The sequence below is a fragment of the Microbacterium sp. NPDC058345 genome, assembly GCF_042723855.1.
Taxonomy (GTDB): domain Bacteria; phylum Actinomycetota; class Actinomycetes; order Actinomycetales; family Microbacteriaceae; genus Microbacterium.
Map to the genome: position 1 here is coordinate 18,543 of NZ_JBHXIG010000001.1, position 22,725 is coordinate 41,267.

Genomic DNA, 22,725 nt, shown 5'->3' on the forward strand with positions numbered 1-22,725 from the left:
ATGAGCACCCATGCGCGTCCGCTCGCCACTCGGCTCGCCGAGCTGAGCGATGCGCAGCTCGAGCGCCTGCTTCGTCTGCGAGGGGTGCGGCCGGACGCCTCGTGGGAGGACTTCTTCGATGCCGCCGAGGCGCTGCTCGACTCCGCATCGGTCGAGCGGGCCCTGGCGCTTCTGACACCCGCTGAGGCGCGCGCCCTGCTGGGTGCGGCACGCGGAGAGCGCCCCGCCCATGATGAGATCCTGACGATCCTGGCGCTGGTCGACGGTGACGGTCGGGTGCCGGCGCCGGTCGCCGCCGTGGTCTCGACTCGCACACCGATCGTCGAACCGGACCAGAGCGCGCCGCAGCCGGCATCCGCTGCGTCCGCGGCCAGGGCCGCCGAGCGCGCGTTCACGACGGTCGGCTTCCTCGCCGACCTGCTCCTCGCCGCCCGCGTGCGTCCACTGGCGCTGGTGGCGACGGGTGCCCTCAGCGCCGGCGAGCGCAAGCGCTTGGCGGAATCCGGAGCGGATGCCGGCGCCGCCGACGATCTGCGCGCGGCCGCCGAGTCCGCCGGCCTGGTCCGCGCGGTCGAACGGGAACTGCTGGCGACGGATGCGGCGGAGAGCTGGCTGGCCTCATCGTTCGCACCGCGCTGGGAGCGACTGACCGAGGCGTTCCGCGCCGGCCTTCCCCGCGGCGTGCGGTCGGGCACCGGGTGGATCCCGATGTCCGCGTGGCCCGCGGCACACCCCTGGGACCCGGCCTGGCCCGCTCACGCCGAGGGCCTGCTGCGGCTCGCGCGACTGCTCGGTCTGGCGACGGAGGAGGGCGACGAACCGGACTGGGCCGCCTCGATGCGCCGAGGCGGACCCGCGGACACCAGCGCGCTCGACGCGCTCCTGCCCACCGAGGTCGACCGGCTGTTCCTGCAGAACGATCTCACCGCGATCGCACCAGGGCCGCTGCAACCCGCTCTGGACAACAGACTCCGCGCGATGACAGCGCATGAGTCCGCCGCTCAGGCGTCGTCGTACCGTTTCACCGCCGACTCCGTGGCGCTCGCGCTCGTGGAGGGCGAGACGGCGGACAGCATCCTGACGTTCCTCCGCGAGGTGTCGCTGACCGGGGTGCCGCAGCCGCTGGAGTACCTCATCACGCAGACCGCAGCGCGACACGGACTGGTGCGCGTCAGCCGGGACGACGGTGGCGGCACGGTCGTGTCGAGCACCGATGCGCACCTTCTCGAGGCGATCGCGGTCGACCGGGGCCTTCGGCCGTTGGGACTGGTACGCGAGAGCGGCCGTCTGGTGTCCCGCGTCAATGCCGAGACCGTGTCGTGGGCGCTGGCGGACGCGAAGTATCCGGCCACTTTGATCGGCCACGACGGCCGGCCGGCGGCGACCTCCCGACGCCGGATCACGGCTGCCGCGCCGGAACCCGAGGAGTCCTACGCCGCCCTGATCGGGCGACTGCGCTCCCGGCAGGGTCCCGACGCCGACGCCGCCTGGCTCGACCGAGAACTGGATGCCGCCGTGCGCAGCCGCGCGCTCGTCACCGTCGAGGTGGCCATGCCGGACGGCTCGAGCCGTGAGCTCGTCCTCGAGGCCACCGGCCTCGGCGGAGGGCGCCTGCGCGGTCGCGATCGGGCCGCCGACGTGGAGCGCACGCTGCCGGTGCGCAGCATCCGCTCGGTTCGCGTGCGCGAGGACTGAGAACCCGAGCCGGCCGACCCGGCCGGGGGCCCGGTAGACTGATCTGCTATGTCTGATGGCCCCCTGATCGTCCAAAGCGACCGCACGGTGCTGCTCGAGGTGGCGCACGCCGATGCCGAAGCCGCGCGGCACGAGCTGGCGATCTTCGCCGAGCTGGAGCGGGCGCCCGAGCACATCCACACCTACCGCATCACCCGGCTGGGGCTGTGGAACGCGCGCGCCGCCGGCCACACCGCCGACGACATGCTCGCCACCCTCGACCGCTGGTCGCGCTTCCCCGTGCCGCCGTCGGTGTCGGTCGACCTGCGCGAGACCGTGGACCGATACGGCCGCCTCGTCATCGAGCGCGACGACGAGGGGGTTCTGCTGCTGCGCTCCAGCGACCCGGCCGTGCTCACGCAGGTGGCAGGCAATAAGCGCATCCAGCCGCTGCTCATCGGACATCCGTCGCCGACGACGTATGCGGTCGACGCCTGGGCGCGCGGGCAGATCAAGCAGGAGCTGCTGAAGATCGGCTGGCCGGCTGAGGACCTCGCCGGCTACACCCCCGGAACGCCGTACGATATCGACCTCGACGAAGACGGCTGGAGCATGCGCCCCTACCAGCGCGAGGCCGTCGACGCGTTCGCCAAGGATGGCTCCGGAGTGGTCGTGCTGCCCTGCGGTGCGGGCAAGACGATCGTGGGCGCCGGCGCGATGGCGGCGACGGGCACCACGACGCTCATCCTGGTGACCAACACGGTGTCCGCGCGCCAGTGGCGCGACGAGCTGCTCAAGCGCACCTCGCTCACGCCGGACGAGATCGGCGAGTACTCCGGCCAGGCGAAGGAGGTCAAGCCGGTCACGATCGCGACCTATCAGATCCTCACCGCGAAGCGCCGGGGCGAGTACGCGCACCTCTCCCTGCTCGACGAGCTGGACTGGGGTCTCATCGTCTACGACGAGGTGCACCTCCTGCCGGCGCCGGTGTTCAAGCTCACCGCCGACCTGCAGGCCCGCCGCCGCATCGGACTGACGGCGACGCTGGTGCGCGAGGACGGCCGTGAGGGCGACGTATTTAGCCTGATCGGGCCGAAGCGCTTCGATGCGCCGTGGAAGCAGATCGAGGCGCAGGGGTTCATCTCCCCCGCCGCGTGCTACGAGGTGCGCGTCGACCTGCCGCCCGGCGACCGGCTGGAGTACGCCGCTGCCGCCGACGACGAGCGCTACCGGCTCGCGGCGTCGGCGCCGGCGAAGATCACGGCGGTGCGCGAACTGATCGCGAAACATCCCGGGGAGCGCATCCTGGTGATCGGGCAGTACCTCGACCAGCTCGACACGCTGTCCGACGCGTTGAACGCCCCGCAGATCACCGGGGCGACTCCGGTCGACGAGCGGGAGGAGCTGTACCGGCAGTTCCGCGAGGGCGAGATCTCGCTGCTCGTGGTGTCGAAGGTGGCGAACTTCTCCATCGACCTTCCCGAGGCGTCGGTGGCGATCCAGGTCTCGGGGTCGTTCGGCTCGCGCCAGGAGGAGGCACAGCGCCTCGGCCGGCTGCTGCGTCCGAAGCAGTCCAATCACACCGCGAGCTTCTACACGTTGATCGCGCGCGATACCGTCGACCAGGACTACGCGCAGAACCGGCAGCGGTTCCTCGCCGAGCAGGGGTACAGCTACACGATCATGGATGCCACCGACCTGAAGGCGGCCTGACGCGCCGGCAACCGCGCTCAGTCGCCGGACGAGTGCTCCTCGCCGGGGCGCAGACCGCAGCGCCAGCACGGTGCGGACAGGTCGTCGAGAAGCGCTCCGCACTCCGGACAGACCTGCGAGAGCCAGCAGGCGCTGTCGCCATACTCCGGCTCGTCGGTCCCGCTCATGACGTTGAGGCTACTCCGGGAAGCCCGGCGCAGCAGCGTTCCGCGCGAACCATTCCAGCGCCACGGCGGCGGCCTCCTCGGGCGCATCGTCGATGACGAAGTGGGCGGCGCCGTCGATGAAGGCCAACTCGAAGCGATCGGCGCACCGCTCGTGGCCGCGGCAGATCCTCCGCACGGTCTGCTCGGTGAACGGACCGTCGCGCCGCCCGAACACCGCGAGCGTGGGCGGATGCAGTCGGCGCCGTCGATAGTGACCGCTCGCGAGGCGCATCACCTCGGGGATGATCATGCCGCGGTACAGCGCACGGACCGCCGCGTCGAACCCCGTGCGCCGCTGCACGCGGAGGTACCCGTCGAGGACCTCCGCCGTCATCGGCTGAGCCGCGTAGTCGGGGCCGAACAGCCAAGCCAGTGAGCCGCCGTCGCGATGCGCGAGCAGCGGCGGCATGTGTCTGAAGGCGGGCAGCAGCCGGGGGCTGAAGCGCATGAAGGCCGGGGGCACCGCGAACTGCACGGCGCCGCGCACGCGCTCCGGATGCTCGTAGGCGAGCTGCCCGGCGACCACGGCACCCAGGTCGTGGCTGACAACGTCCACGTGCGGGATGCCGAGGACGTCGAGCAGGGCAACGACATCGTGGAGCATCGATGTGCGCGCGATCCCCGGCTCGTCCGCCTCCGTCCACCCGGATCCGCGCAGGTCCGGGCAGATGACGCGGCGTCCCGCGGCGGCGATCCGCGCGCCGACGGCCCGCCATTCCCACCAGTGCTGCGGGAATCCGTGCAGCATGAGCACCGGATCGCCCTCGCCCATGACGGCGACATGCATCCGGGCGCCCGGCGTCTCGACGATGTGATGCTCGAATCCGGTCGCCGGCGGCAGGGGCGGAGACCACTCGCTGCGAACGGATGTGCCCGAGGATGCCGGCGTGTCCATGGTGAGCCTCCCAGTCGCTCTGCGGTCGCCATCGGCCTGCTTGCACTCTACTACTTTCATAGTAGTTTGTCACTATGGAAATAGTAGCGCGTAGGCTCGCCTCGTGAGCAGCACCCGGCGTCGCGCCCTGGAGGCCGCCGTGACGCTGATCGGCACGGAGGGCATCCGAGCGCTGACGCACGGAAGGGTGGACGCCGCGGCATCCCTTCCGCCCGGCTCGACTTCGAATCATTTCCGCACCCGGGCGGCGCTGCTGGCCGGGGTGATCGAATGGATAGCGACGGCCGAGCGCTCCGAGGGCGGCTTCCCCGTGGTGGTGGTCGACACCGCCGACGATCTCATCACGATGCTCGAGCGTGCTCTCGAACTGGAGTCGGGACCGGGAGCCACCCGAACCCGCGCCCGCTACGCGCTGTTCCTCGAGTCCCTCGACGCGGATGCCGCCGCACCGCTGCGGCGGCAGCGCCGCATCTTCGAGGAGTGGACGCGCGCTGCGCTCGTGCGGATCGGTGGACCGGATGCCGCCGCAGGCACCCACATGCTCATGGCCGCCTGCGACGGCCTTCTCCTGCACCGGATCACCGTCGACCCCGAGGCCCCCATCGGCGATGCGATCCGGCGCGCGGTGACCGCCGCCCTGAGCGTCTGACCGCCGCACCACCGAAGACAATCAGGCGCGGCATCGGCGGGATCACCATAATGGGGTCATGACTGATGCACGCATCCTGGTCGTCGACGACGAGCCGAACATCCGCGACCTGCTCTCGACGGGTCTCAGCTTCGCCGGGTTCAAGGTGAGGACGGTCGCGAACGGCGCGGCCACCATCTCGGCAGTGCTCGAAGAGGAACCGGATCTCATCATCCTCGACGTCATGCTGCCCGACATGAACGGATTCAGCGTCACGAAGCGGCTGCGCGGCGCCGGATTCACTGCGCCGATCCTCTTCCTCACCGCCAAGGACGACACGCAGGACAAGATCGAGGGCCTGAACGCCGGCGGCGACGACTACGTCACCAAGCCGTTCGCCCTCGACGAGATCGTCGCCCGGGCCCAGGCGATCCTGCGTCGCACGATGCAGGCCGATGAGGAGTCACTGATCCGGGCGGGTGAGCTCTCGATGGACCAGGACACGCATGACGTGTTCGTGGGCAAGACGCCGATCGAGTTGAGCCCCACCGAGTTCAAGCTGCTGAAGTACCTCATGCTCAACCCGAACCGGGTGCTGTCGAAGGCGCAGATCCTCGATCACGTCTGGGAGTACGACTTCAACGGCGACGCCGGCATCGTGGAGAGCTACATCTCCTACCTGCGCCGCAAGATCGATCCGCACACCGACGAATCGGTCATCCAGACCAAGCGCGGCTTCGGCTACATGCTGAAGGTCGGCAAGTCCGCCTGAGCGCGGGCGCGTCTGTGACCGCCATGGCGAGCGAGTCCGATTCCGTCACCCGATGGTGGCGGCGGATCAGCCTGCGCGCCAAGGTCACCGGCGTCACCGTCGCCGTGCTCGCGCTGGGCCTGGTGATCGCCGGGATCGGAACCGTCCCGATCCTGCGCGGCGCGATGATCAACAACATCAACGCGCAACTGCCCGCTCTGGCGACCACCAGCCAGGCGGAGCGGTTCTTCGACGTCAGCGCACGGGACGGCCGCCTCGTGTTCGAGCCCGCCGCCAACGCACGCCGGGCGACGGAGTTCGTCGTCGCCTTCTACGACTCGGACGGCGCTCGCATCGCGGTGGCGGGAGGCTCGGTGAACACGGATCGTCCGGTGTTCCCCGACACGTTCACCCTGCTCGCGGCGAAGGCCAACGAGGACAGGGTGATGCCGCTGCAATCGGAGGGCGGTCTCAGCTACAACGCCGCCGTGTCGATCCAGCCCGCGCAGAGCGCCCCTGGCAACACCTACGTGCAGGTCGTCGCGCTGCCGCTCGAAGAAGCCGATCGCATCGTCGGCACGTATTTCGCGGTGTACACGACCGTGGCGCTGGTCACGATCCTGCTGGCCGCGCTGCTGACGCGCGGACTCGTCACCCTGACTTTCCGGCGGCTGGGACACGTGGAGTCGACGGCGATGGCGATCGCCGCGGGCGACTTCAGCCAGCGGCTCACCGATCTGGAGCCGACCACCGAGGTGGGCCGGCTGAACTCGGCCATCAACACCATGCTGGACCGCGTCGACCGCTCGCTCGCGCAGCGCGACCGCACCGTCCAGAACATGCGCCGCTTCATCGGCGACGCCAGCCACGAGCTCCGCACACCCCTGGTCAGCGTCCGCGGCTATGCGGAGCTGTACCGGATGGGCGCGATCCGCACCGAGGACGACACCGCGCGGGCCATGGAGCGCATCGAGAAGGAGGCGATCCGCATGGGCGTGCTGGTCGAGGACCTGCTCGCACTGGCACGGCTCGACGAGGAGCGCTCACGTGAGCTGCAGATCACCCCCCTCGATCTGCGTCCGATCGCTCGGGATGCCGCGCTCGATGTGCGCGTGTCGGCACCGGGACGCACGGTGACCGTGATCGACACGACCGCCGAGACCGACCCGGCTCCTCGCCTGCACCCCGCTCCCCCGCCGCCGACGGCCTCGGCGCCGACGGCCGCGCGCGGCCGTGCCGGTGCCACGCTCGCCCGCCTTCGCCGTCGCCCCAAGCCGGCGGAGCCGGTGCCGGCGATCGACTTCACCGAGGCGACGGATGCTCCGGTGCGCACGCCTCCCATCGTGCTGGGCGAGGACAACAAGGTCCGACAGGTCGTCACGAACCTGCTCGGCAACGCCAGGCGCTTCTCTCCCGAGGACAGCCCGATCGAGATCATCGTGGGCGCCGACCGGCGCCGCGACGTCGGCACGATCGCCGTCGTGGATCACGGCGAGGGCATCCCTCCGCAGATCCGCGAGCACATCTTCGAGAGGTTCTGGCGCGCCGACACATCGCGAGCCCGCGAGACCGGCGGATCCGGCCTCGGCCTCGCGATCGTCTCGTCGATCATCGAGACGCTGCACGGATCCGTGCGCGTCGAGGAGAGCCCAGGCGGGGGCGCGACCTTCGTCGTCTCGCTGCCGCTCGCTCCCTCGCAGGCCACCCCCGAGCACCTCCTCGAGGAGACGCAGCCGCTGGACCGGCTCGACTCCTGACGCCGACGGCCTCGGCCACGCGCCGTGCCAGGCCGCGTCGGCGCCGCCGCGCCCGCGGGCGGTCGTGCCGCACTTGTGTGCACAGCGGACGTGTGCCGGAGGGTTGTCCCCAGCCACCAGGTCTGCGGCGTTCCCCTCTCGACCGGGCGCCTAGTGTCGGAAGCCCATCGAGAGGAGATCCCATGTCCGTCTTCACCGTGGACACCGACGCGGTCCTGGCCGCGCACGGCGCCGCACGAGGAACCATGGAGCGCCTGCAGGGCGAATCCACGGCCCTCATGGCGCAGCTGACGCAACTGCAGTCGTCGTGGACAGGGTCCGCGTCGAATGCGTTCCAGCAGTGCAGCGAGCAGTGGCGCGGTGCCCAGATGCACGTCGAGCAGGTGCTCGCGTCGATCGGCTCCGCTCTCGCGTCAGCCGCCTCGCAGTACGCGGATGCCGACCAGTACTCGGCCAGCCTGTTCCGCTGAGCGACCACGCGCCGGGCGGCGGCTGCGCCGGTCGCTGTTCCGCAGGCCACGGCGCAACGCAGAACACCCCCTGCCGAAGCAGAGGGTGTTCTGTCTGGACTCACGTCCTCGCAGGGAGGAAGCGGATCAGAAGTCCATGCCGCCCGACGGGTCGGCCGGCACGGCCGGAGCCTTCTCGGGCTTGTCGGCCACGACCGCCTCGGTGGTGAGGAACAGACCGGCGATCGACGCGGCGTTCTGCAGCGCCGAGCGGGTGACCTTGGCCGGGTCGATGATGCCCTGTGCGAACATGTCGCCGTACTCGCCGGTGGCGGCGTTCAGGCCCTGGCCGCCGGGGAGCTCGGAGACCTTGTTCGCCACGACGCCCGGCTCGAGGCCGGCGTTCAGGGCGATCTGCTTCAGCGGGGCCTCGATCGCGACGCGCACGATGTTGGCACCGGTCGCCTCGTCGCCCGACAGCTCGAGGGCACCGAGGGCCTTCGCACCCGACTGGATCAGGGCGACGCCACCACCGGCGACGATGCCCTCCTCGACCGCAGCCTTCGCGTTGCGCACGGCGTCCTCGATGCGGTGCTTGCGCTCCTTGAGCTCGACCTCCGTGGCCGCGCCCGCCTTGATGACGGCCACGCCGCCGGCGAGCTTGGCGAGGCGCTCCTGCAGCTTCTCGCGGTCGTAGTCGCTGTCGGTGTTCTCGATCTCGCGGCGGATCTGGGTCACGCGGCCCTCGATCTGGGACGCCTCGCCGGCGCCCTCGACGATCGTGGTCTCGTCCTTGGTGACGATGACCTTGCGAGCGCGGCCGAGCAGGTCGAGGGTAGTGTTCTCGAGCTTGAGGCCGACCTCCTCGGTGATGACCTGGCCGCCGGTGAGGATCGCGATGTCCTGCAGCTGAGCCTTGCGACGGTCGCCGAAGCCGGGGGCCTTGACGGCGACCGACTTGAAGATGCCGCGGATCTTGTTCAGCACGAGCGTCGCGAGAGCCTCGCCCTCGACGTCCTCGGCGATGATGACGAGCTCCTTGCCGTCCTGGATCACCTTGTCGACGACCGGCAGCAGGTCCTTGATGTTGCCGATCTTCTGGTTGGCGATGAGGATGTACGGGTCCTCGAAGACCGCCTCCTGGCGCTCCGGGTCCGTCACGAAGTACGGGTTCAGGTAGCCCTTGTCGAAGCGCATGCCCTCGGTGAGCTCGAGCTCGGTGCCGAAGGTCTGCGACTCCTCGACGGTGACGACACCCTCCTTGCCGACCTTGTCGATCGCCTCGGCGATGAGCGCCCCGATCTCGGTGTCGGCGGCGGAGATGGATGCGGTCGCGGCGATCTGCTCCTTCGACTCGATCTCCTTGGCGCTGCTCAGCAGCTCCTCGGTGATCGCGGCGACGGCCTTCTCGATGCCGCGCTTGAGCGAGATGGGGTCGGCGCCGGCTGCGACGTTGCGCAGACCCTCGCGGACCAGTGCCTGAGCGAGGACGGTCGCCGTCGTGGTGCCGTCACCGGCGACGTCGTCGGTCTTCTTGGCGACCTCCTTGACGAGCTCCGCGCCGATCTTCTCGTACGGGTCGTCGAGCTCGATCTCCTTGGCGATCGACACACCGTCGTTCGTGATGGTGGGAGCGCCCCACTTCTTTTCGAGCACGACGTTGCGACCGCGCGGGCCGAGGGTCACCTTGACGGCGTCGGCCAGGATGTTCAGGCCGCGCTCGAGGCCACGACGGGCCTCCTCATCGAAAGCGATGATCTTTGCCATGAGTCTTTCGTCCCTCCCGGACGTAGGCGTTGGATTTAGCACTCAGGGTGATCGAGTGCTAACACCAGTCTGGCACTCGACCCATGAGAGTGCAAGCCACCGGGATCAGCCCTCCGGCGTCTCCTCCGTGCCGGCGGTCTCTCCGCCGCCCGACACCCGGTCGAGTCCGATCACCACGGTGAGCTGCTTGCGATCGGAATCGTTCAGCGTCGCGTAGAAGTCGCTCTGCTCGACCTCTGCACCGCCGAGGACCTCGGCCACTCCCAGGGCGGCGGCCTCATCGGCCTCGTCGACGTAGAACACCGTCGTCTGGGTGAACTCCTGGCTCGAGCCGTCGCTGCCGAACACGTCGGCGGCGGCCCAGCCCTCGGCGAGCAGGCTCTGGCGGGCCGACTCCACCAGCCCGTCGGCGGGCGTCGCATTCAGGATCAGCACGCGGTACGAGGTGTCCACCTCGGCGACGACACCCGGCGGCTGCGCCGTCGGCTCCTCCGCCGCGGGGAACAGCGAGATGCGGCCCATCATCACCAGCGCGACGAAGATGCCGACGACGATCAGCACCAGGGCGACCGCGGCCGACCACAGCAGCACGACCGCTCCGTTCATGCCGGGTTGCTCGGCACGGTGGGCGCCTACGCGGCCGGTGGCGTGGGGAACGTCGTCGAATCGGTCATGCGGGTGCTTGGACACCCCTCGATGCTAGCCGGAGGATCCCGGGATCCCGCTCCGAGCGGCACAGCGGCGGCTCAGCCGACGAAGCCCCGCATCCGCGAGGTGCGCCGCGATGCGCGCGTGTCGGCGAGCCGCCGCAGGCGCCGCACGAGCAGTGGGTCGAACTCCAGCGCCTGCTGCGTCTCGATGAGGCGCCCCAGCAGCTGGTAGTAGCGCGCCGGACTCATGCCCAGCTGCGCCCGGATGGTCTCCTCCTTCATGCCGCCGTGCCGCGGCCAGGCGGCCTCCAGCGTCAGGATCGCGCGGTCGCGATCGGTGAGGTCTCCGAGCATGGGGCCAGGCTACGCGGCATCCGGTCCCGAACCTGCGCGCCACTCCCACCAGCGGCCCAACGGATCGGCGGCGGCGCGCACCCGTCCGTCCAGCGCGACGGCGAAGCCGTTCCAGGACGAGGCGTCCAGCGCCGGCCGCCATGCGTCGTGCAGCGCCGGCGGGTCGATCGTGATCCACCGGGCGTCGAGCGCACGGATGCGCTCGATGAGCGTCAGGCGCTCCGCGCGGGGCAGGTACACGAGCACACCGGGGGTCATCACCACCAGCGTGGCGTCGGCGGGCGCGGACGCCACCGCCTCGTTCAGCCGCGCGGCGACATCGCCGGCGATCAGCAGCGGCGGATCGGCGGCGACGATCTGGAGGGCGGCGGCGATCCGCTCCGCCCGCTCGGTCTCCCCCGGCCAGATCAGCGCTTCCAGCCAGGCCCTGTCGTCGGCGTCGGCGGCATCGAGCGGGGCGATGTCGATCCCGGCACGCCAGACGATCTGCGGCATCCGCAGCGGCGGAAGCTCCCCGCTGACCCTGCTCACCAGCCGCACCGGCGACGGCCCGCCTTCGGGGTCGATGCGCGCACGCTCCCGCCCTGACCCGTCGATGAAGCGAAAGGAGTACCGATCGGGGTACAGGCAGAGCCCGGCGGCGGCTCCCAGTTCGAGCAGGGCGATGGGACCGTCGACCTCGCTCAGCGCGGGGAGCATCGCGGCCAGGCGCAGCGGCTCATTGGTCTGCACGGCGCGGCGCCGGCATTCCGCCACCACGTCGTCGACGTGCGCCAGCACGAACTCCCGCCAGGCGCGATAGTCGCCCAGCGGCGCGCCCCGCAACCGCGACACCGCGAAAACCAGCGGAGGCTGCCGATGCCGCTCGTCGAGCCGGTCGAGCACTGAGAGCACCTCGGCATCGCCGGCGACTCCCCGCGCCCACACGACGTACATCGCACTGCGCCCGGGCGCCTCGTCCCGCGCGAAGCGTTCGTATCTCGCGCGCACAGCATCGGTCATCCGTCCATTCTCGCCGTGCCGGTGCCGCTGCGACGGGAGAGAATGGAGACATGACCTACAGCGTGAACAAGACGGATGCCGAGTGGCGGGCCGAACTCGGCGATGACCAGTACGCGGTGCTGCGCCAGGCGGCCACGGAGCGCGCATGGACCGGCGAGCTGCTCGATGAGAAGCGCAGCGGCCTGTACCAGTGCGGCGCCTGCGGAGCGGAGCTGTTCAAGAGCGGCACGAAGTTCGACTCCGGATGCGGCTGGCCGAGCTTCTACGAGTCGGTGCGTCCCGACGCCGTGGAGCTCGTCGAGGACCGCAGCCTGGGCATGGAACGGACTGAGGTCCGGTGCGCGAACTGCGGATCCCACCTGGGCCACGTCTTCCCCGACGGCTTCGGCACCCCCACCGGCGACCGATACTGCATGAACTCGCTCGCATTGAACTTCACCCCCGACGCACAGTGACCGCGATCGACGCGGTCCTCGCCCGCACCTCCTGGTCGAAGGTCACCGAGGACGCGCCGACGCACGACGAGCTGCTGCCGCTGATCGCCGCGGCGGGACGAGTCGCCGACCACTCCGCGCTGCGCCCCTGGCGCCTGATCGAGCTGCGCGGCGACGACCGGCTGGCGCTCGGCGCGGCGATCGCCAAGGCGCAGAAGGACACGAAGCCGTCGAGCAAGCCTTTGCGCGCCTCGCTGCTGATCGCCGTGGTGGTGTCGTACCGCAAGAGCGACAAGGTGCCGCACTGGGAGCAGGAGGCGGTCGCGGCGGGCGTGGCGCACACCCTCAGCCTGCTGCTGGACGAGGCGGGCTGGGGTGTCATCTGGCGCACCGGAGGCTACACCCGCGCGAAGGCGGTCGCGAAGGCGCACGGGTTGAAGAAGAACGAAGAGCTGCTCGGCTGGCTCTACGTCGGCGGCAAGCCGGAGGGCAAGCAGCCGGGGCGGCGCAAGCCGATCGACGCCGAGGCGATGATCAGCCGGATGCCGCGGAAGTCGCCGCGCTGATCAGCGCCGGCGCCGAGGCAGCGCCACGACGACCGAGGTGAACGCGACGACCACCATCGCGATGAGCTGCCACAGCGCGGGGCGACCCGCCGTCGGCCATGCCACGTCGATGACGATCGACGCGCTCAGCTGCCCGAGAACGCTGCCAAGGCTCATCAGCAGCACGCCGGTGTGAGCGACGAGGAACGCGCCGAGCAGGATGTAGAGGAAGCCGAGCAGTCCGCCGATGTAGAGCCAGGGCTCGGCAGGCAGCGCGCGCGGCAGTCCGCGAACGGCGACGCTCAGGCTCGCAGCCACGATCAGCACCGCGGTTCCCGCGACGAAGCTCATCAGCGTCGCGGCGATCGGCGAGGCGACCCTCTTCGCGAGCCGCCCGTTGGCGCCCGCCTGCCACGCGATGCCCGCGCCGGCGAGGAACGGCAGCACGAGCAGCACCGGCGGGGCGGAGCTCAGCACATCGCCACCCAGGGAGATGCCGACGGCGACGAGTGCGAGCGCGCCGCCGAGGACGCGTCCCGGTGTCACGGCGACCACGCCGGACGGCCCGAATCCGGCGCGGTCGAGCAGCAGGCCGTGCAGTGTCTGACCGGCCACCACGCCGACCGTGAACAGCGAGACACCCAGCACTCCGGCGACGAGGCCCTGCGTCGAGACGGTGAGCGCGCCGCAGGTGCCTCCGAGCAGCATCCAGAACGGGATGCGGCGTGTGCGGATGCCGGTGATCAGCCTGCCCGCCGCCGCCCGCGTCGACGGGATCGCCGGGATGACGACGGCGAGCAGCACGAGGCCGACGGCGAACGAGAGCAGACCGGCGACGATCCCATCGTCGAGGCGCACGCCGAGCACGCCGTTGATGCGGGCCTGGATGGCGGTCATCGCACCGATGGCGATGGCTCCGCCGAGGGCGATCCAGGTCGGCAGGGGGCGCACGTCGGTCACCGGTGTCACGCTACCGCAGACGCGGCACGGCGCCCGCGCGCTCGCATCCGTCTGCGGGGTCCACGGTGTCGGCGGGCGTGACTACCCTGTGAACATGTGCGCGAGCTACGGACTGGATCCCCGCTTCACCGATGCCGAGCTGATCGACGAAGCCGATGAGGCGATGCTGGCGGGCCTGCGCTCCTGGGCGCAGCAGAACGCCGGCGAGACACTGCGTCCGACGGGCCGCAACCTGCGCAACCTCAATCCGATCGTGCGGTTCGAGACGGAGCCGATGCTGGACCCGGCCTGGTGGGGCTTCCTCGTCGACGGTCAGCCGGCCCGCTTCCCCTCGATCAACACCCGGTCCGAGCGCCTGCGGCAGCAGCCGGGCAAGATGCGCGGGCGCGCGATCGTTCCCACCACCGGGTGGTATGAGATGCAGAAGCCGAGCCGGATCTGGCACGAGTTCGGCCTCGGACGCGGCGTCGCCTTCGGGATGGGCGCGGTCACTCAGCGCGGGCGCACGCCCGACGGAGAGTGGACGACCTGCTACTCGATCATCATGCGCCCGGCTCCCGAGCACCTGGCGGACCTGCACGACCGCGTGCCGCTGCTCATCCCCTCGTCGTTCGCCGGTGAGTGGCTCACGGCAGAGCCGACGCAGGACCTCATCGAGCAGGCGCTGAGCGCCGCCGCCGGCATGGATGAGCGCATCTCCACCGCACCGCGCTCCGACGACAAGGGCGACGAAGCGCTGTTCTGAGGCGAGCCCGCGAAGCTCTCACTGAGCCGACTGCGGGATTCGAACCCGCGACCGCCTGTTTACAAGACAGGTGCTCTACCAGCTGAGCTAAGTCGGCGAACCGTCACCAGCATAGCGACGGCGGAATGGATCGGATGACCGGGCTCAGGAAGCCGGGGTCCCGGTGGGCGTCGGCGTGGGCGTCGGCTCGGTCTCGCCGTAGTACTCGTCGCTCGACGTGGTGAGCACGAACTGCGAGAACTCCGCCGGATCGTCCATCGCACCCACGTACGCCTGGCCACCCACGACGACGAGCGCCTCGCCGTTGAGCTTGAGATCCTTCGAGCCGGGCAGCGGGCCTTCCAGGGCTCGAGTGGTGGCATCCTTCGCCCACGAGACGAAGTCCTGCTTCTCAATGCAGGAGCGCACCTTCTTGGCGTTCTCCGCGCCGACCGCCACCGCCAGGTCGGCGAGTTGCACGTCGGTGCGTCCATCGCTGTCGAGCTCGGGCTGATCGGTGAGCAGTTCGTGGTTGAAATCGTAGAACTGGGCCGGCGAGTACGTCGCCACGCACGCGGCAGCGGATGCCGCACGCAGCGAATACTTGGTGCCGTTCGAGCTGGCGGTGAGCAGCGCCACCGGGTGGTAGGTCACGGTGACGGCGCCCTGCTCGATCCAGCCGGCGAGCTGACGCGCGTTCGCGCGCTCGAACTCCGCCGCGCCGGTGGAGAGGTAGTCGACGTAGATGTGGATGTCGGTGGGCTGGACGGCCTCCGCCGTGGGCGTGGGCTCGGGAGTCGCCGAGCTGCCCGCCTCCGACGGCGCCGGGGTCGGCGTCGCCGGCACCTCGGTCGATCCGGCCTTGAGGGTCACGTCGTTGACCCGCACGCCGTCTCCGTCCATGCCCGACGGGCTGAGCGTCGGCTTCGAGATGGACGAGCTCACCGCGAACGCCACGGCGGCGCCGATGGATCCGACGGCGACGACGACGACGAGCCCGATGATGACGCGTCGCATGATGCGCGCCCTCGACTGCTGCGCGTGCACCTGCTGTGCCTTCTCCCGCACCGCGTCACGCGTGTTGCGAGCGGTGGGGACGTTCGGCGTGTGGTCGCTCGACATCGTTCCTCTTGAAGATCGGGTGGGTGGGTGATCCCACGGGGCCGCACGTGAGGCGGCACCCTGCGATGTTAACGAGGCAGTCTGGGAAATACCCAGAAGTGGCCGTCCGTGCCATACTGATCTCGACCCGACGAGGGGTCACGGCGGGGAGACCCGCCGCTTCCATCACAACGGATCGTCCGGCACGTACCTGCCGGTGAAGGAGAAACGCAATGGCATCTGTGACCTTTGACGAAGCCACCCGGCTCTACCCCGGCGGCACCCGTCCCGCAGTCGACAAGCTCAACCTCGAGGTGGGAGACGGCGAGTTCCTCGTCCTGGTCGGCCCCTCCGGTTGCGGCAAGTCCACCTCGCTGCGCATGCTCGCCGGCCTCGAAGAGGTCAACGCCGGGCGCATCCTGATCGGCGACCGCGACGTCACCGACGTGCCGCCGAAGGACCGTGACATCGCCATGGTCTTCCAGAACTACGCGCTGTACCCGCACATGACCGTCGCCGAGAACATGGGCTTCGCGCTCAAGATCGCCGGCATCGGCAAGGAGGAGCGTGCGTCGCGCGTGCTCGAGGCGGCCAAGCTGCTCGACCTCGAGCAGTACCTGAACCGCAAGCCCAAGGCGCTCTCGGGTGGTCAGCGTCAGCGTGTCGCGATGGGTCGCGCGATCGTGCGCCAGCCGCAGGTGTTCCTCATGGACGAGCCGCTGTCGAACCTGGACGCGAAGCTGCGCGTGCAGACCCGCACGCAGATCGCCTCGCTGCAGCGTCGTCTCGGCGTCACCACCGTGTACGTGACGCACGACCAGACCGAGGCGCTCACCATGGGTGACCGCATCGCGGTGCTGAAGGACGGCATCCTGCAGCAGGTCGGGTCGCCGCGCGACCTGTACGAGAAGCCGAACAACGTGTTCGTCGCCGGCTTCATCGGCTCGCCCGCGATGAACCTGTTCTCGGCCGACCTCGCCGACGGCGGCGTGCGCTTCGGCAGCGAGGTCGTGCCGCTCGATCGCGATGTGACCGGCCGTGCCACCGGCAGCCAGGTCACCGTCGGCGTCCGCCCTGAGGACATCACGGTCGGCCCCGCCGACGGCAAGGGCCTCTCGGTCGTCGTCGACCTCGTCGAGGAGCTCGGCGCGGACGGCTACCTCTACGGCCACACCGAGATCAACGGCAAGCGCGCCGACATCGTCGCGCGCGTCGACGGCCGCAGCCACCCGAACGCGGGCGAGACCGTCACCCTGGCTGCGAACCCGGGTCACGTGCACGCCTTCGACATCGAGTCGGGCGAGCGCCTCAACGACAAGCCGGTCGTCTCGGCCTGACGAATCCACCACACGCGGCGCGGGCGGACCTCTCGGTTCTCCCGCGCCGCGGCGTTTCCGGAGGAACCATGCAGGAGTCGCTGCGCATCACCGCGAGCAGCGTCGACCCGGCGCTATTGTCGCTGCCGTGGTCGACGCCGCTGGGCAAGTGGCCGTCCGAGCACATCGTCTCGCTGCCCAAGGGTCTGTCCCGCCATCTGGTGCGCTTCGCCGACCTGTCCGGGCGCGTCGTCGCCGTCAAGGAGACGACGGCCGAGATGGCACAGCGCGAGTACGAGATGCTCGGCAACCTCGGCCGTCTCGACGTACCGTGCGTGAGCCGGGTCGCGGTGATCGCGGGACGGACGGATGCCGACGGAAAGCCTCTGCCGGCGGCCCTGGTCACCTCCCACCTGCGCTTCTCGATGCCGTACCGCGCGCTGTTCACTCAGGTGCTGCGCCCCGACACGGCCACGCGTCTCGTCGACGCCCTCGCGCTGCTGCTGGTGCGCCTGCACAACGTCGGGTTCTACTGGGGCGATGTGTCGCTGTCGAACACCCTGTTCCGCCGCGACGCCGGCGCCTTCGCCGCCTACCTGGTCGATGCGGAGACGGGAGAGCTGCACGAGGAGGGGCTCACCGACGGACAGCGCGCCTACGATCTGGATCTCGCGCGCACGAACATCGCCGGTGAGATCATGGACCTCGCCGCCGGCGGGCGGCTGGAGCGCGGCGTCGACGCCCTCCAGATCGCGGATGGCATCGTCTCGTCGTATCGTTCGCTCTGGGCGGCGCTGACCGATGAGGAGTCCTTCTCGGCGGGTGAGACGTGGCGCATCACCGAACGGGTGGAGCAGCTGAACGCCCTCGGGTTCGACATCGACGAGATGTCGATGGTGGCCACGCCCGACGGCACCTCGGTGCGCATCCAGCCCAAGGTGGTCGATGCCGGGCACCATCAGCGCCGGCTCATCCGGCTGACCGGTCTGGACGTCGAGGAGAACCAGGCCCGCCGGCTGCTGAACGACCTGGACGAGTTCCGGGTGCGCTCGAGCAAGCAGTGGACCGATGAGGAGATGTACGCGCACGAGTGGCTCACCCGCGTGTTCGAGCCCGTCGTGCGCGCCATCCCCTACGACCTGCGCGCCAAGCTCGAGCCCGCGGAGGTCTACCACCAGGTGCTCGAGCACCGCTGGTACCTGTCGCAGGCGCAGGGCCGCTCCGTGCCTCTCGCGGAGGTGCTGACGAGCTACATCAACGATGTGCTGCGCCATCGCCGTGACGAGGCGACGATCATGGGCCCGCCCACCGAGACGATGGGCCTGCCCGTCGTGACCGGCGCGATCGACGTATCGGACGACACCGCCGACATCGACTGGCGCGACCTCGTCTGACGAAGCGGGGAATCAGTAGCCCACGGTGAAGCGCGCGCGCCGGTGCTGAGGTGCCTCGATCTCGTCGACGACGGCGATCGCGAAGTCGGCGCCGGAGATGGTCGAGTTGCCGTCCGCGTCGCGCACGAGCACGTCGCCGCCGTTGCGGTACGTCCCGGTGCGCTCGCCCTCCGCCCATGGGCCGAACACCTCGGCTGGGTGGACGAAGAACCAGTCCAGGTCCTCATCGGTGTTCTGCAGAAGCTCGAGCGAGTCGATGCCGACCTTCGCCTCGTGCCGGTACTCCTCGGGGAAGTCCAGGTCGAACAGACGGGGACCGCCGGGCGCGACGAGGCTTCCGCCGGCGCCGCCGACCACCCCGAGTCGGGTCGTCGTCCCGGAGAGACGGGCGGCGATGTCCTGCAGCGCCGGGAGCACCGCGTTCTCCATGTCGCCCCGCGGCGAGAGCGTCGACACGACCGCATCCGCTCCGTCGAACACGTCGTCGAGCGCGGGCAGGTCGAGCACTGACCCCTGCACGTACTGCGCGCCCTTCACCGGCGCATCCGGCACCGACCTCGAGACGGCGACCACCTCGTGTCCTCGGTTCACCGCCTCTCGGACGATGTGAGCTCCGGCGTAGCCGGTTCCTCCGATGACGACGGTGCGGGCCATAGGTCTTCCTTCCGATCGCGCGTGCGCGGGTACGTCAGGTGCAATCGCGCACCTGGCCGGGCTATTCCCGTCCGGCGCGGAGCGTGGAGACCTGGTACAGCGCGACGGATGCCGCGATTCCGGCGTTCAGCGACTCCGTGGCCGCCGAGATCGGGATCGACACGATCTGATCGCACGTCTCGGTGACGAGACGCGACAGGCCCTTGCCCTCGGAGCCGACGACGATCACGACCGGACGGTCGGCCAGCTCGAGCGCCGGCAGCGACACCTCTCCCCCGCCGTCGAGCCCCAGCACGAACACGCCCTGCTTCTTGAACTCCTTGAGCATCGCGGTGAGGTTCGCCGCCAGCGCGACCGGGGTGCGCGCTGCCGCGCCGGCGCTGGTCTTCCAGGCGGCGGAATTGACGCTGGCCGAACGGCGCTGCGGAAGGATGACCCCGTGCCCGCCGAACGCGGCTGTGGAGCGGATGATGGCGCCGAGATTGCGCGGGTCGGTGATGCCGTCGAGGGCGATGAACAGCGGCGTCTGGCCACGGTCGATCACCTCTTCGAGCAGGTCCTGCGGGTGCGCGTACTCGTACGGCGGCACCTTGAGCGCCACACCCTGGTGCACGCCGTCGAAGCCGGCCATCCGGTCGAGCTCCTGACGGGTCACCTCGAGCACGGGGATGTCGCGGTGCCGGGCGATCGCCAGCATCTCCTTGACGCGGTCATCCATCTCCACGCGCTGCGCGATGTAGAACGCCGTCGCCGGAATCTTCGTCCGCAGCGCCTCGAGCACCGAGTTGCGCCCGGTGACCGTCTCGGTGTCGTCCGACGCCTTCGCGCGCCCCTGGCGGTTCGGGTTCGACGCCTGCTGCGGACGCTGCCCGGGCTTGCCCTTGCCGCCGGCGGCGGCGAACCGCTCCTGGGCCGCCTTGCGCTTGCCGGCGACGTGCCAGCTGCGGTCCTCGGCCTTGGGCGTGGGCCCGCGGCCCTCCAGAGCCTTGCGGCTGTGACCGCCGGTGCCCTTACTGGCGCCCTTCTTCTTGCTGTTGCCCGCTCCGGGGCGGTGCGGCTTAGCCATCGATACTCCAATGTGTTCCGTCCGGAGAGTCCTCCAGAGTGATTCCTGCCGCGGCGATCGCATCGCGGATGCGGTCGGCGGCGGGCCAGTCCTTGTCGGCGCGCGCCTGCGCACGCTGCTCGATCATCGTCGTGACGAGCGTGTCGAGAGCGGATGCGGCGGCGCCGCCCGCATCCGCCCCCCACTGCGCGGAGAGCGGATTGATCCCGAGGACGTCGGTCATCACGGACACGGATCGCAACGCCTTCATCGCGGCATCCGAGTCCCCGTCGTCCAATGCGGCGTTGCCCGCGCGCACCGTCTCGTGCAGCACGGCGAGTGCCTGCGGCACGCCGAGGTCGTCGTCCATCGCCGCCGCGAAAGCCGCGGGGACGTCCGTGGCGACCGGTCCGGAGTCGCCGCCTGCCGCGCGTGCGGCACGTTCCATGAACGTGCGGATGCGGCCGAGCGCGGCCTCGGCCTCCGCCCACGAGGATTCGGAGAGATCCAGGCTGGAGCGGTAGTGCGCCGCGGCGAGCGCATAGCGCACCACCAGCGGGTCGTGCGCGCGCAGCACGTCGGAGGCCAGGGTGAAGTTGCCCAGCGACTTCGACATCTTCTGCCCGTCCACGGTCACCAGTCCGTTGTGCACCCAGTACCGGGCAAAGGGGTCACCGGCCGCCGTGGACTGCGCCAACTCGTTCTCGTGGTGCGGGAAGCGCAGATCGAGACCGCCGCCGTGGATGTCGAACTCCGGTCCGAGGTAACGGCGCGACATGGCCGAGCATTCGATGTGCCAGCCCGGGCGACCTTCGCCCCATGCCGAGGCCCACACGGCATCGGCCGGCTCGTCGGACTTCGCGCCCTTCCAGAGGGCGAAGTCCTGCGGGTTGCGCTTGCCGCGCGGGTCGGCGTCTGCCGTCGCCTCCATCGCGTCGACGGACTGCCGCGTGAGCGCGCCGTAGTCCGGCCATGACCGCACGTCGAAGTAGACGTCGCCCGATCCGTCCGGGGCGGCGTACGCGTGCCCGCGTTCGATGAGCCGAGCGATGAGCTCCTGCATCTGCGGCACCGAGGCCGTCGCACGGGGTTCATACGTGGGCGCGAGGATGCCGATCGCGGCATACGCCTGCGAGAACTCCTGCTCGATGCGGTACGCGAGCGCCCACCACGGTTCGACATCCGTGGCGTTCGCGAGGGTCTTGTCGTCGATGTCGGTGACGTTGCGCACGAAGGTGACGCGGCCATAGCGATGCTCGAGCCAGCGCCGCAGGATGTCGAAGCTCAACGCCGCCCGCACGTGGCCGATGTGCGGTCCGGACTGGACGGTCGGCCCGCACACATACATCGTCACGTTCGAGGGGTCGAGCGGAACGAACGCGCGCAGCTCCTGCGCGCGAGTGTCATAGAGCCGGATCGTCACCGCACAAGCCTACCGGGGCGACCCCGTGCGTCACCTGGGGCGTTCCCGTCGACCGACCTCAGCCGCGCGGCACGATCAGGGCGACGGCGGTGACGGCGACGCCCTCACCCCGGCCGGTGAACCCCAGGCCGTCGGTGGTGGTCGCCGAGACCGAGACGGATGCTCCGCCCAGAGCATCCGACAGCGCAGCCTCCGCCTCCTTCCGACGAGCGCTGAACCGCGGGCGATTCCCCTGGAACTGCACCGACACGTTCCCGATCGTGAAACCCGCCTCCGCCAGCATCGCGGCGGCGCGGGCGAGGAAGACGTCGGCGTGTGCGCCGGCGTACTCCGGATGCGCGGTGCCGAAGTGCTCACCGATGTCGCCGAGACCCGCGGCGCCCAGCAGCGCGTCGACGATCGCATGCGCGACGGCATCGCCGTCGGAATGCCCGGACAGCGGCTGCTCGCCCGGCCACTCCAGCCCCGCCAGCCAGAGGTTCCCATCGCCGCCGAAGGCGTGCACATCGGTGCCGACGCCGATGCGGGGAACGGCCGCGGCTTGCGACGCCGGTCCGCGCAGCAGCATCCGGGCGCGCTCCAGGTCGGCGGGCGTGGTGATCTTGAACGCCCGCTCGGAGCCCGAGATCCGGCGCACCGCTCCCCCTGACGCCGCGAAGAGCGCTGCATCGTCGGTGTGGTCCTCACCGGTCCGGAGCGCGCGAGCGTACGCTGCCTCCAGCGCACCGCGCGGGAAACCCTGCGGTGTCTGCGCCGCGGCCAGAAGAGAGCGATCCACCGCGGCGACGATCGCGTCGCCGTCGACGCTCTTGAGGGTGTCGACCACGGGCAGGGCGGGAATCACCCCGGTGCCGGGCGCCACAGCATCCGCGACCGCGTCGATCTGCTCCGGCGGCGTCAGCGCACGCGCCGCGTCGTGTACGAGCACCGTGTCGACATCGCCCCACAGCGCGGCGAGCCCGGCGGCGACGGAGCCCTGGCGGGTCTCTTTCCCGGTGACGACGGTGCCGAGCGCACTCCGCTCCCCCGCGGCCGCGAGCAGCTCACTCTCCGCCACACCCTCGAAACCGGCGGGAGCGACGACGACCACCTGCATGGGCCGGGCCGCGAACACGCCGTCGAGAGCATGACGCAGCACGGAACGGCTGTCGATGCCCACGAACGCCTTGGGCGCTCCCGCTCCCAGCCGACTGCCGGAGCCCGCGGCGACGACGACGATCGCAGTAGTGGGAACGGGAAGCTGAGTCACCCTCTCACGCTACCGTCCGGTCCGCGCCCGCAGA

At 70.3% G+C, this 22,725-nt stretch carries 23 protein-coding genes and 1 tRNA gene; 11 read left to right on the plus strand and 13 right to left on the minus strand.

Features of this window, described 5'->3' with window-relative positions:
• Together ACFWH5_RS00120 and ACFWH5_RS00125 are read left to right on the plus strand one after the other, a co-directional pair.
• A complete protein-coding gene (locus tag ACFWH5_RS00120; RefSeq protein WP_378830425.1) occupies positions 1-1,695 on the plus strand; it encodes a helicase-associated domain-containing protein in 1,695 nt (564 codons plus the stop codon).
• A gap of 48 nt (positions 1,696-1,743) precedes the next feature.
• Entirely contained in the window at positions 1,744-3,387 is a 1,644-nt protein-coding gene (locus tag ACFWH5_RS00125) for a DNA repair helicase XPB (protein ID WP_378830428.1), read from the plus strand.
• Positions 3,388-3,404: 17 nt separating this feature from the next.
• Here ACFWH5_RS00125 and ACFWH5_RS00130 read toward each other — a convergent pair whose 3' ends face one another.
• Both ACFWH5_RS00130 and ACFWH5_RS00135 read right to left on the minus strand, forming a co-directional pair.
• The gene (locus ACFWH5_RS00130) at positions 3,405-3,554 is read right to left on the minus strand and encodes a hypothetical protein (protein ID WP_378830430.1); all 150 of its coding nucleotides are present in this window, start codon (positions 3,552-3,554) and stop codon (positions 3,405-3,407) included.
• Between the two features lie 10 nt (positions 3,555-3,564).
• Positions 3,565-4,488, minus strand: coding sequence for an alpha/beta fold hydrolase (locus ACFWH5_RS00135; RefSeq protein ID WP_378830433.1), 924 nt, complete (start codon positions 4,486-4,488; stop codon positions 3,565-3,567).
• 103 nt (positions 4,489-4,591) lie between these two features.
• Between ACFWH5_RS00135 and ACFWH5_RS00140 the strand changes: the two genes are divergently transcribed.
• From ACFWH5_RS00140 to ACFWH5_RS00155, 4 genes are all read left to right on the plus strand, one after another.
• The gene (locus tag ACFWH5_RS00140) at positions 4,592-5,137 is read left to right on the plus strand and encodes a TetR/AcrR family transcriptional regulator (RefSeq protein WP_378830434.1); all 546 of its coding nucleotides are present in this window, start codon (positions 4,592-4,594) and stop codon (positions 5,135-5,137) included.
• 58 nt (positions 5,138-5,195) lie between these two features.
• The gene (locus ACFWH5_RS00145; protein ID WP_378830437.1) at positions 5,196-5,888 is read left to right on the plus strand and encodes a response regulator transcription factor; all 693 of its coding nucleotides are present in this window, start codon (positions 5,196-5,198) and stop codon (positions 5,886-5,888) included.
• 23 nt (positions 5,889-5,911) lie between these two features.
• Complete coding sequence (locus ACFWH5_RS00150) at positions 5,912-7,624, plus strand: sensor histidine kinase (protein ID WP_378833487.1); 1,713 nt, start codon at positions 5,912-5,914, stop codon at positions 7,622-7,624.
• 182 nt (positions 7,625-7,806) lie between these two features.
• Complete coding sequence (locus ACFWH5_RS00155; protein WP_378830439.1) at positions 7,807-8,094, plus strand: WXG100 family type VII secretion target; 288 nt, start codon at positions 7,807-7,809, stop codon at positions 8,092-8,094.
• 126 nt (positions 8,095-8,220) lie between these two features.
• Here ACFWH5_RS00155 and groL read toward each other — a convergent pair whose 3' ends face one another.
• The 4 genes from groL to ACFWH5_RS00175 form a co-directional block, all read right to left on the minus strand.
• A complete protein-coding gene (gene groL / locus ACFWH5_RS00160) occupies positions 8,221-9,840 on the minus strand; it encodes a chaperonin GroEL (RefSeq protein ID WP_378830442.1) in 1,620 nt (539 codons plus the stop codon).
• Positions 9,841-9,945: 105 nt separating this feature from the next.
• Positions 9,946-10,530: a LytR C-terminal domain-containing protein gene (locus tag ACFWH5_RS00165; protein ID WP_378830443.1), complete on the minus strand. Its 585-nt coding sequence runs from the start codon at positions 10,528-10,530 to the stop codon at positions 9,946-9,948.
• Positions 10,531-10,586: 56 nt separating this feature from the next.
• Positions 10,587-10,844: a DUF3263 domain-containing protein gene (locus tag ACFWH5_RS00170; RefSeq protein ID WP_378830445.1), complete on the minus strand. Its 258-nt coding sequence runs from the start codon at positions 10,842-10,844 to the stop codon at positions 10,587-10,589.
• A 9-nt stretch (positions 10,845-10,853) separates the two neighbouring features.
• Positions 10,854-11,846 carry a DUF2332 family protein gene (locus ACFWH5_RS00175; protein ID WP_378830448.1) on the minus strand — a complete coding sequence of 331 codons (993 nt, stop codon included), beginning with the start codon at positions 11,844-11,846 and terminating at the stop codon, positions 10,854-10,856.
• A gap of 50 nt (positions 11,847-11,896) precedes the next feature.
• Here ACFWH5_RS00175 and msrB point away from each other — a divergent pair, with 50 nt between their 5' ends.
• Complete coding sequence (msrB, locus tag ACFWH5_RS00180) at positions 11,897-12,301, plus strand: peptide-methionine (R)-S-oxide reductase MsrB (protein ID WP_378830449.1); 405 nt, start codon at positions 11,897-11,899, stop codon at positions 12,299-12,301.
• Positions 12,298-12,846: a nitroreductase family protein gene (locus ACFWH5_RS00185; RefSeq protein ID WP_378830452.1), complete on the plus strand. Its 549-nt coding sequence runs from the start codon at positions 12,298-12,300 to the stop codon at positions 12,844-12,846. The genes msrB and ACFWH5_RS00185 overlap by 4 nt, the downstream gene beginning before the upstream one ends.
• Here ACFWH5_RS00185 and ACFWH5_RS00190 read toward each other — a convergent pair whose 3' ends face one another.
• Positions 12,847-13,785, minus strand: a complete 939-nt coding sequence (locus ACFWH5_RS00190; protein ID WP_378830454.1) for a DMT family transporter — start codon at positions 13,783-13,785, stop codon at positions 12,847-12,849.
• Between the two features lie 94 nt (positions 13,786-13,879).
• Between ACFWH5_RS00190 and ACFWH5_RS00195 the strand changes: the two genes are divergently transcribed.
• Positions 13,880-14,530, plus strand: a complete 651-nt coding sequence (locus tag ACFWH5_RS00195; protein ID WP_378830455.1) for an SOS response-associated peptidase family protein — start codon at positions 13,880-13,882, stop codon at positions 14,528-14,530.
• A gap of 24 nt (positions 14,531-14,554) precedes the next feature.
• Here ACFWH5_RS00195 and ACFWH5_RS00200 read toward each other — a convergent pair.
• Both ACFWH5_RS00200 and ACFWH5_RS00205 read right to left on the minus strand, forming a co-directional pair.
• Positions 14,555-14,627: transfer RNA gene (locus tag ACFWH5_RS00200), tRNA-Thr, on the minus strand.
• Positions 14,628-14,674: 47 nt separating this feature from the next.
• Positions 14,675-15,631 carry a DsbA family protein gene (locus ACFWH5_RS00205; RefSeq protein WP_378830457.1) on the minus strand — a complete coding sequence of 319 codons (957 nt, stop codon included), beginning with the start codon at positions 15,629-15,631 and terminating at the stop codon, positions 14,675-14,677.
• Positions 15,632-15,843: 212 nt separating this feature from the next.
• On the opposite strand from ACFWH5_RS00205, the gene ACFWH5_RS00210 reads away from it, so the two are divergent.
• Positions 15,844-16,947 carry an ABC transporter ATP-binding protein gene (locus tag ACFWH5_RS00210; RefSeq protein WP_378830458.1) on the plus strand — a complete coding sequence of 368 codons (1,104 nt, stop codon included), beginning with the start codon at positions 15,844-15,846 and terminating at the stop codon, positions 16,945-16,947.
• 68 nt (positions 16,948-17,015) lie between these two features.
• Positions 17,016-18,320, plus strand: coding sequence for a DUF4032 domain-containing protein (locus ACFWH5_RS00215; protein ID WP_378830461.1), 1,305 nt, complete (start codon positions 17,016-17,018; stop codon positions 18,318-18,320).
• A gap of 12 nt (positions 18,321-18,332) precedes the next feature.
• On the opposite strand, the gene ACFWH5_RS00220 is transcribed toward ACFWH5_RS00215, so the two are convergent.
• The 4 genes from ACFWH5_RS00220 to ispD form a co-directional block, all read right to left on the minus strand.
• The gene (locus tag ACFWH5_RS00220; RefSeq protein ID WP_378830463.1) at positions 18,333-18,974 is read right to left on the minus strand and encodes an NAD(P)-dependent oxidoreductase; all 642 of its coding nucleotides are present in this window, start codon (positions 18,972-18,974) and stop codon (positions 18,333-18,335) included.
• Positions 18,975-19,035: 61 nt separating this feature from the next.
• Complete coding sequence (gene rlmB, locus ACFWH5_RS00225; RefSeq protein ID WP_378830465.1) at positions 19,036-20,040, minus strand: 23S rRNA (guanosine(2251)-2'-O)-methyltransferase RlmB; 1,005 nt, start codon at positions 20,038-20,040, stop codon at positions 19,036-19,038.
• Positions 20,033-21,442, minus strand: coding sequence for a cysteine--tRNA ligase (gene cysS / locus ACFWH5_RS00230; RefSeq protein WP_378830466.1), 1,410 nt, complete (start codon positions 21,440-21,442; stop codon positions 20,033-20,035). Before cysS ends, rlmB begins: the two co-directional genes overlap by 8 nt.
• Positions 21,443-21,500: 58 nt before the next feature.
• On the minus strand, positions 21,501-22,691 hold the full coding sequence (gene ispD / locus ACFWH5_RS00235) for a 2-C-methyl-D-erythritol 4-phosphate cytidylyltransferase (RefSeq protein WP_378830468.1): 1,191 nt from the start codon (positions 22,689-22,691) through the stop codon (positions 21,501-21,503).
• Positions 22,692-22,725: the final 34 nt, after the last annotated feature.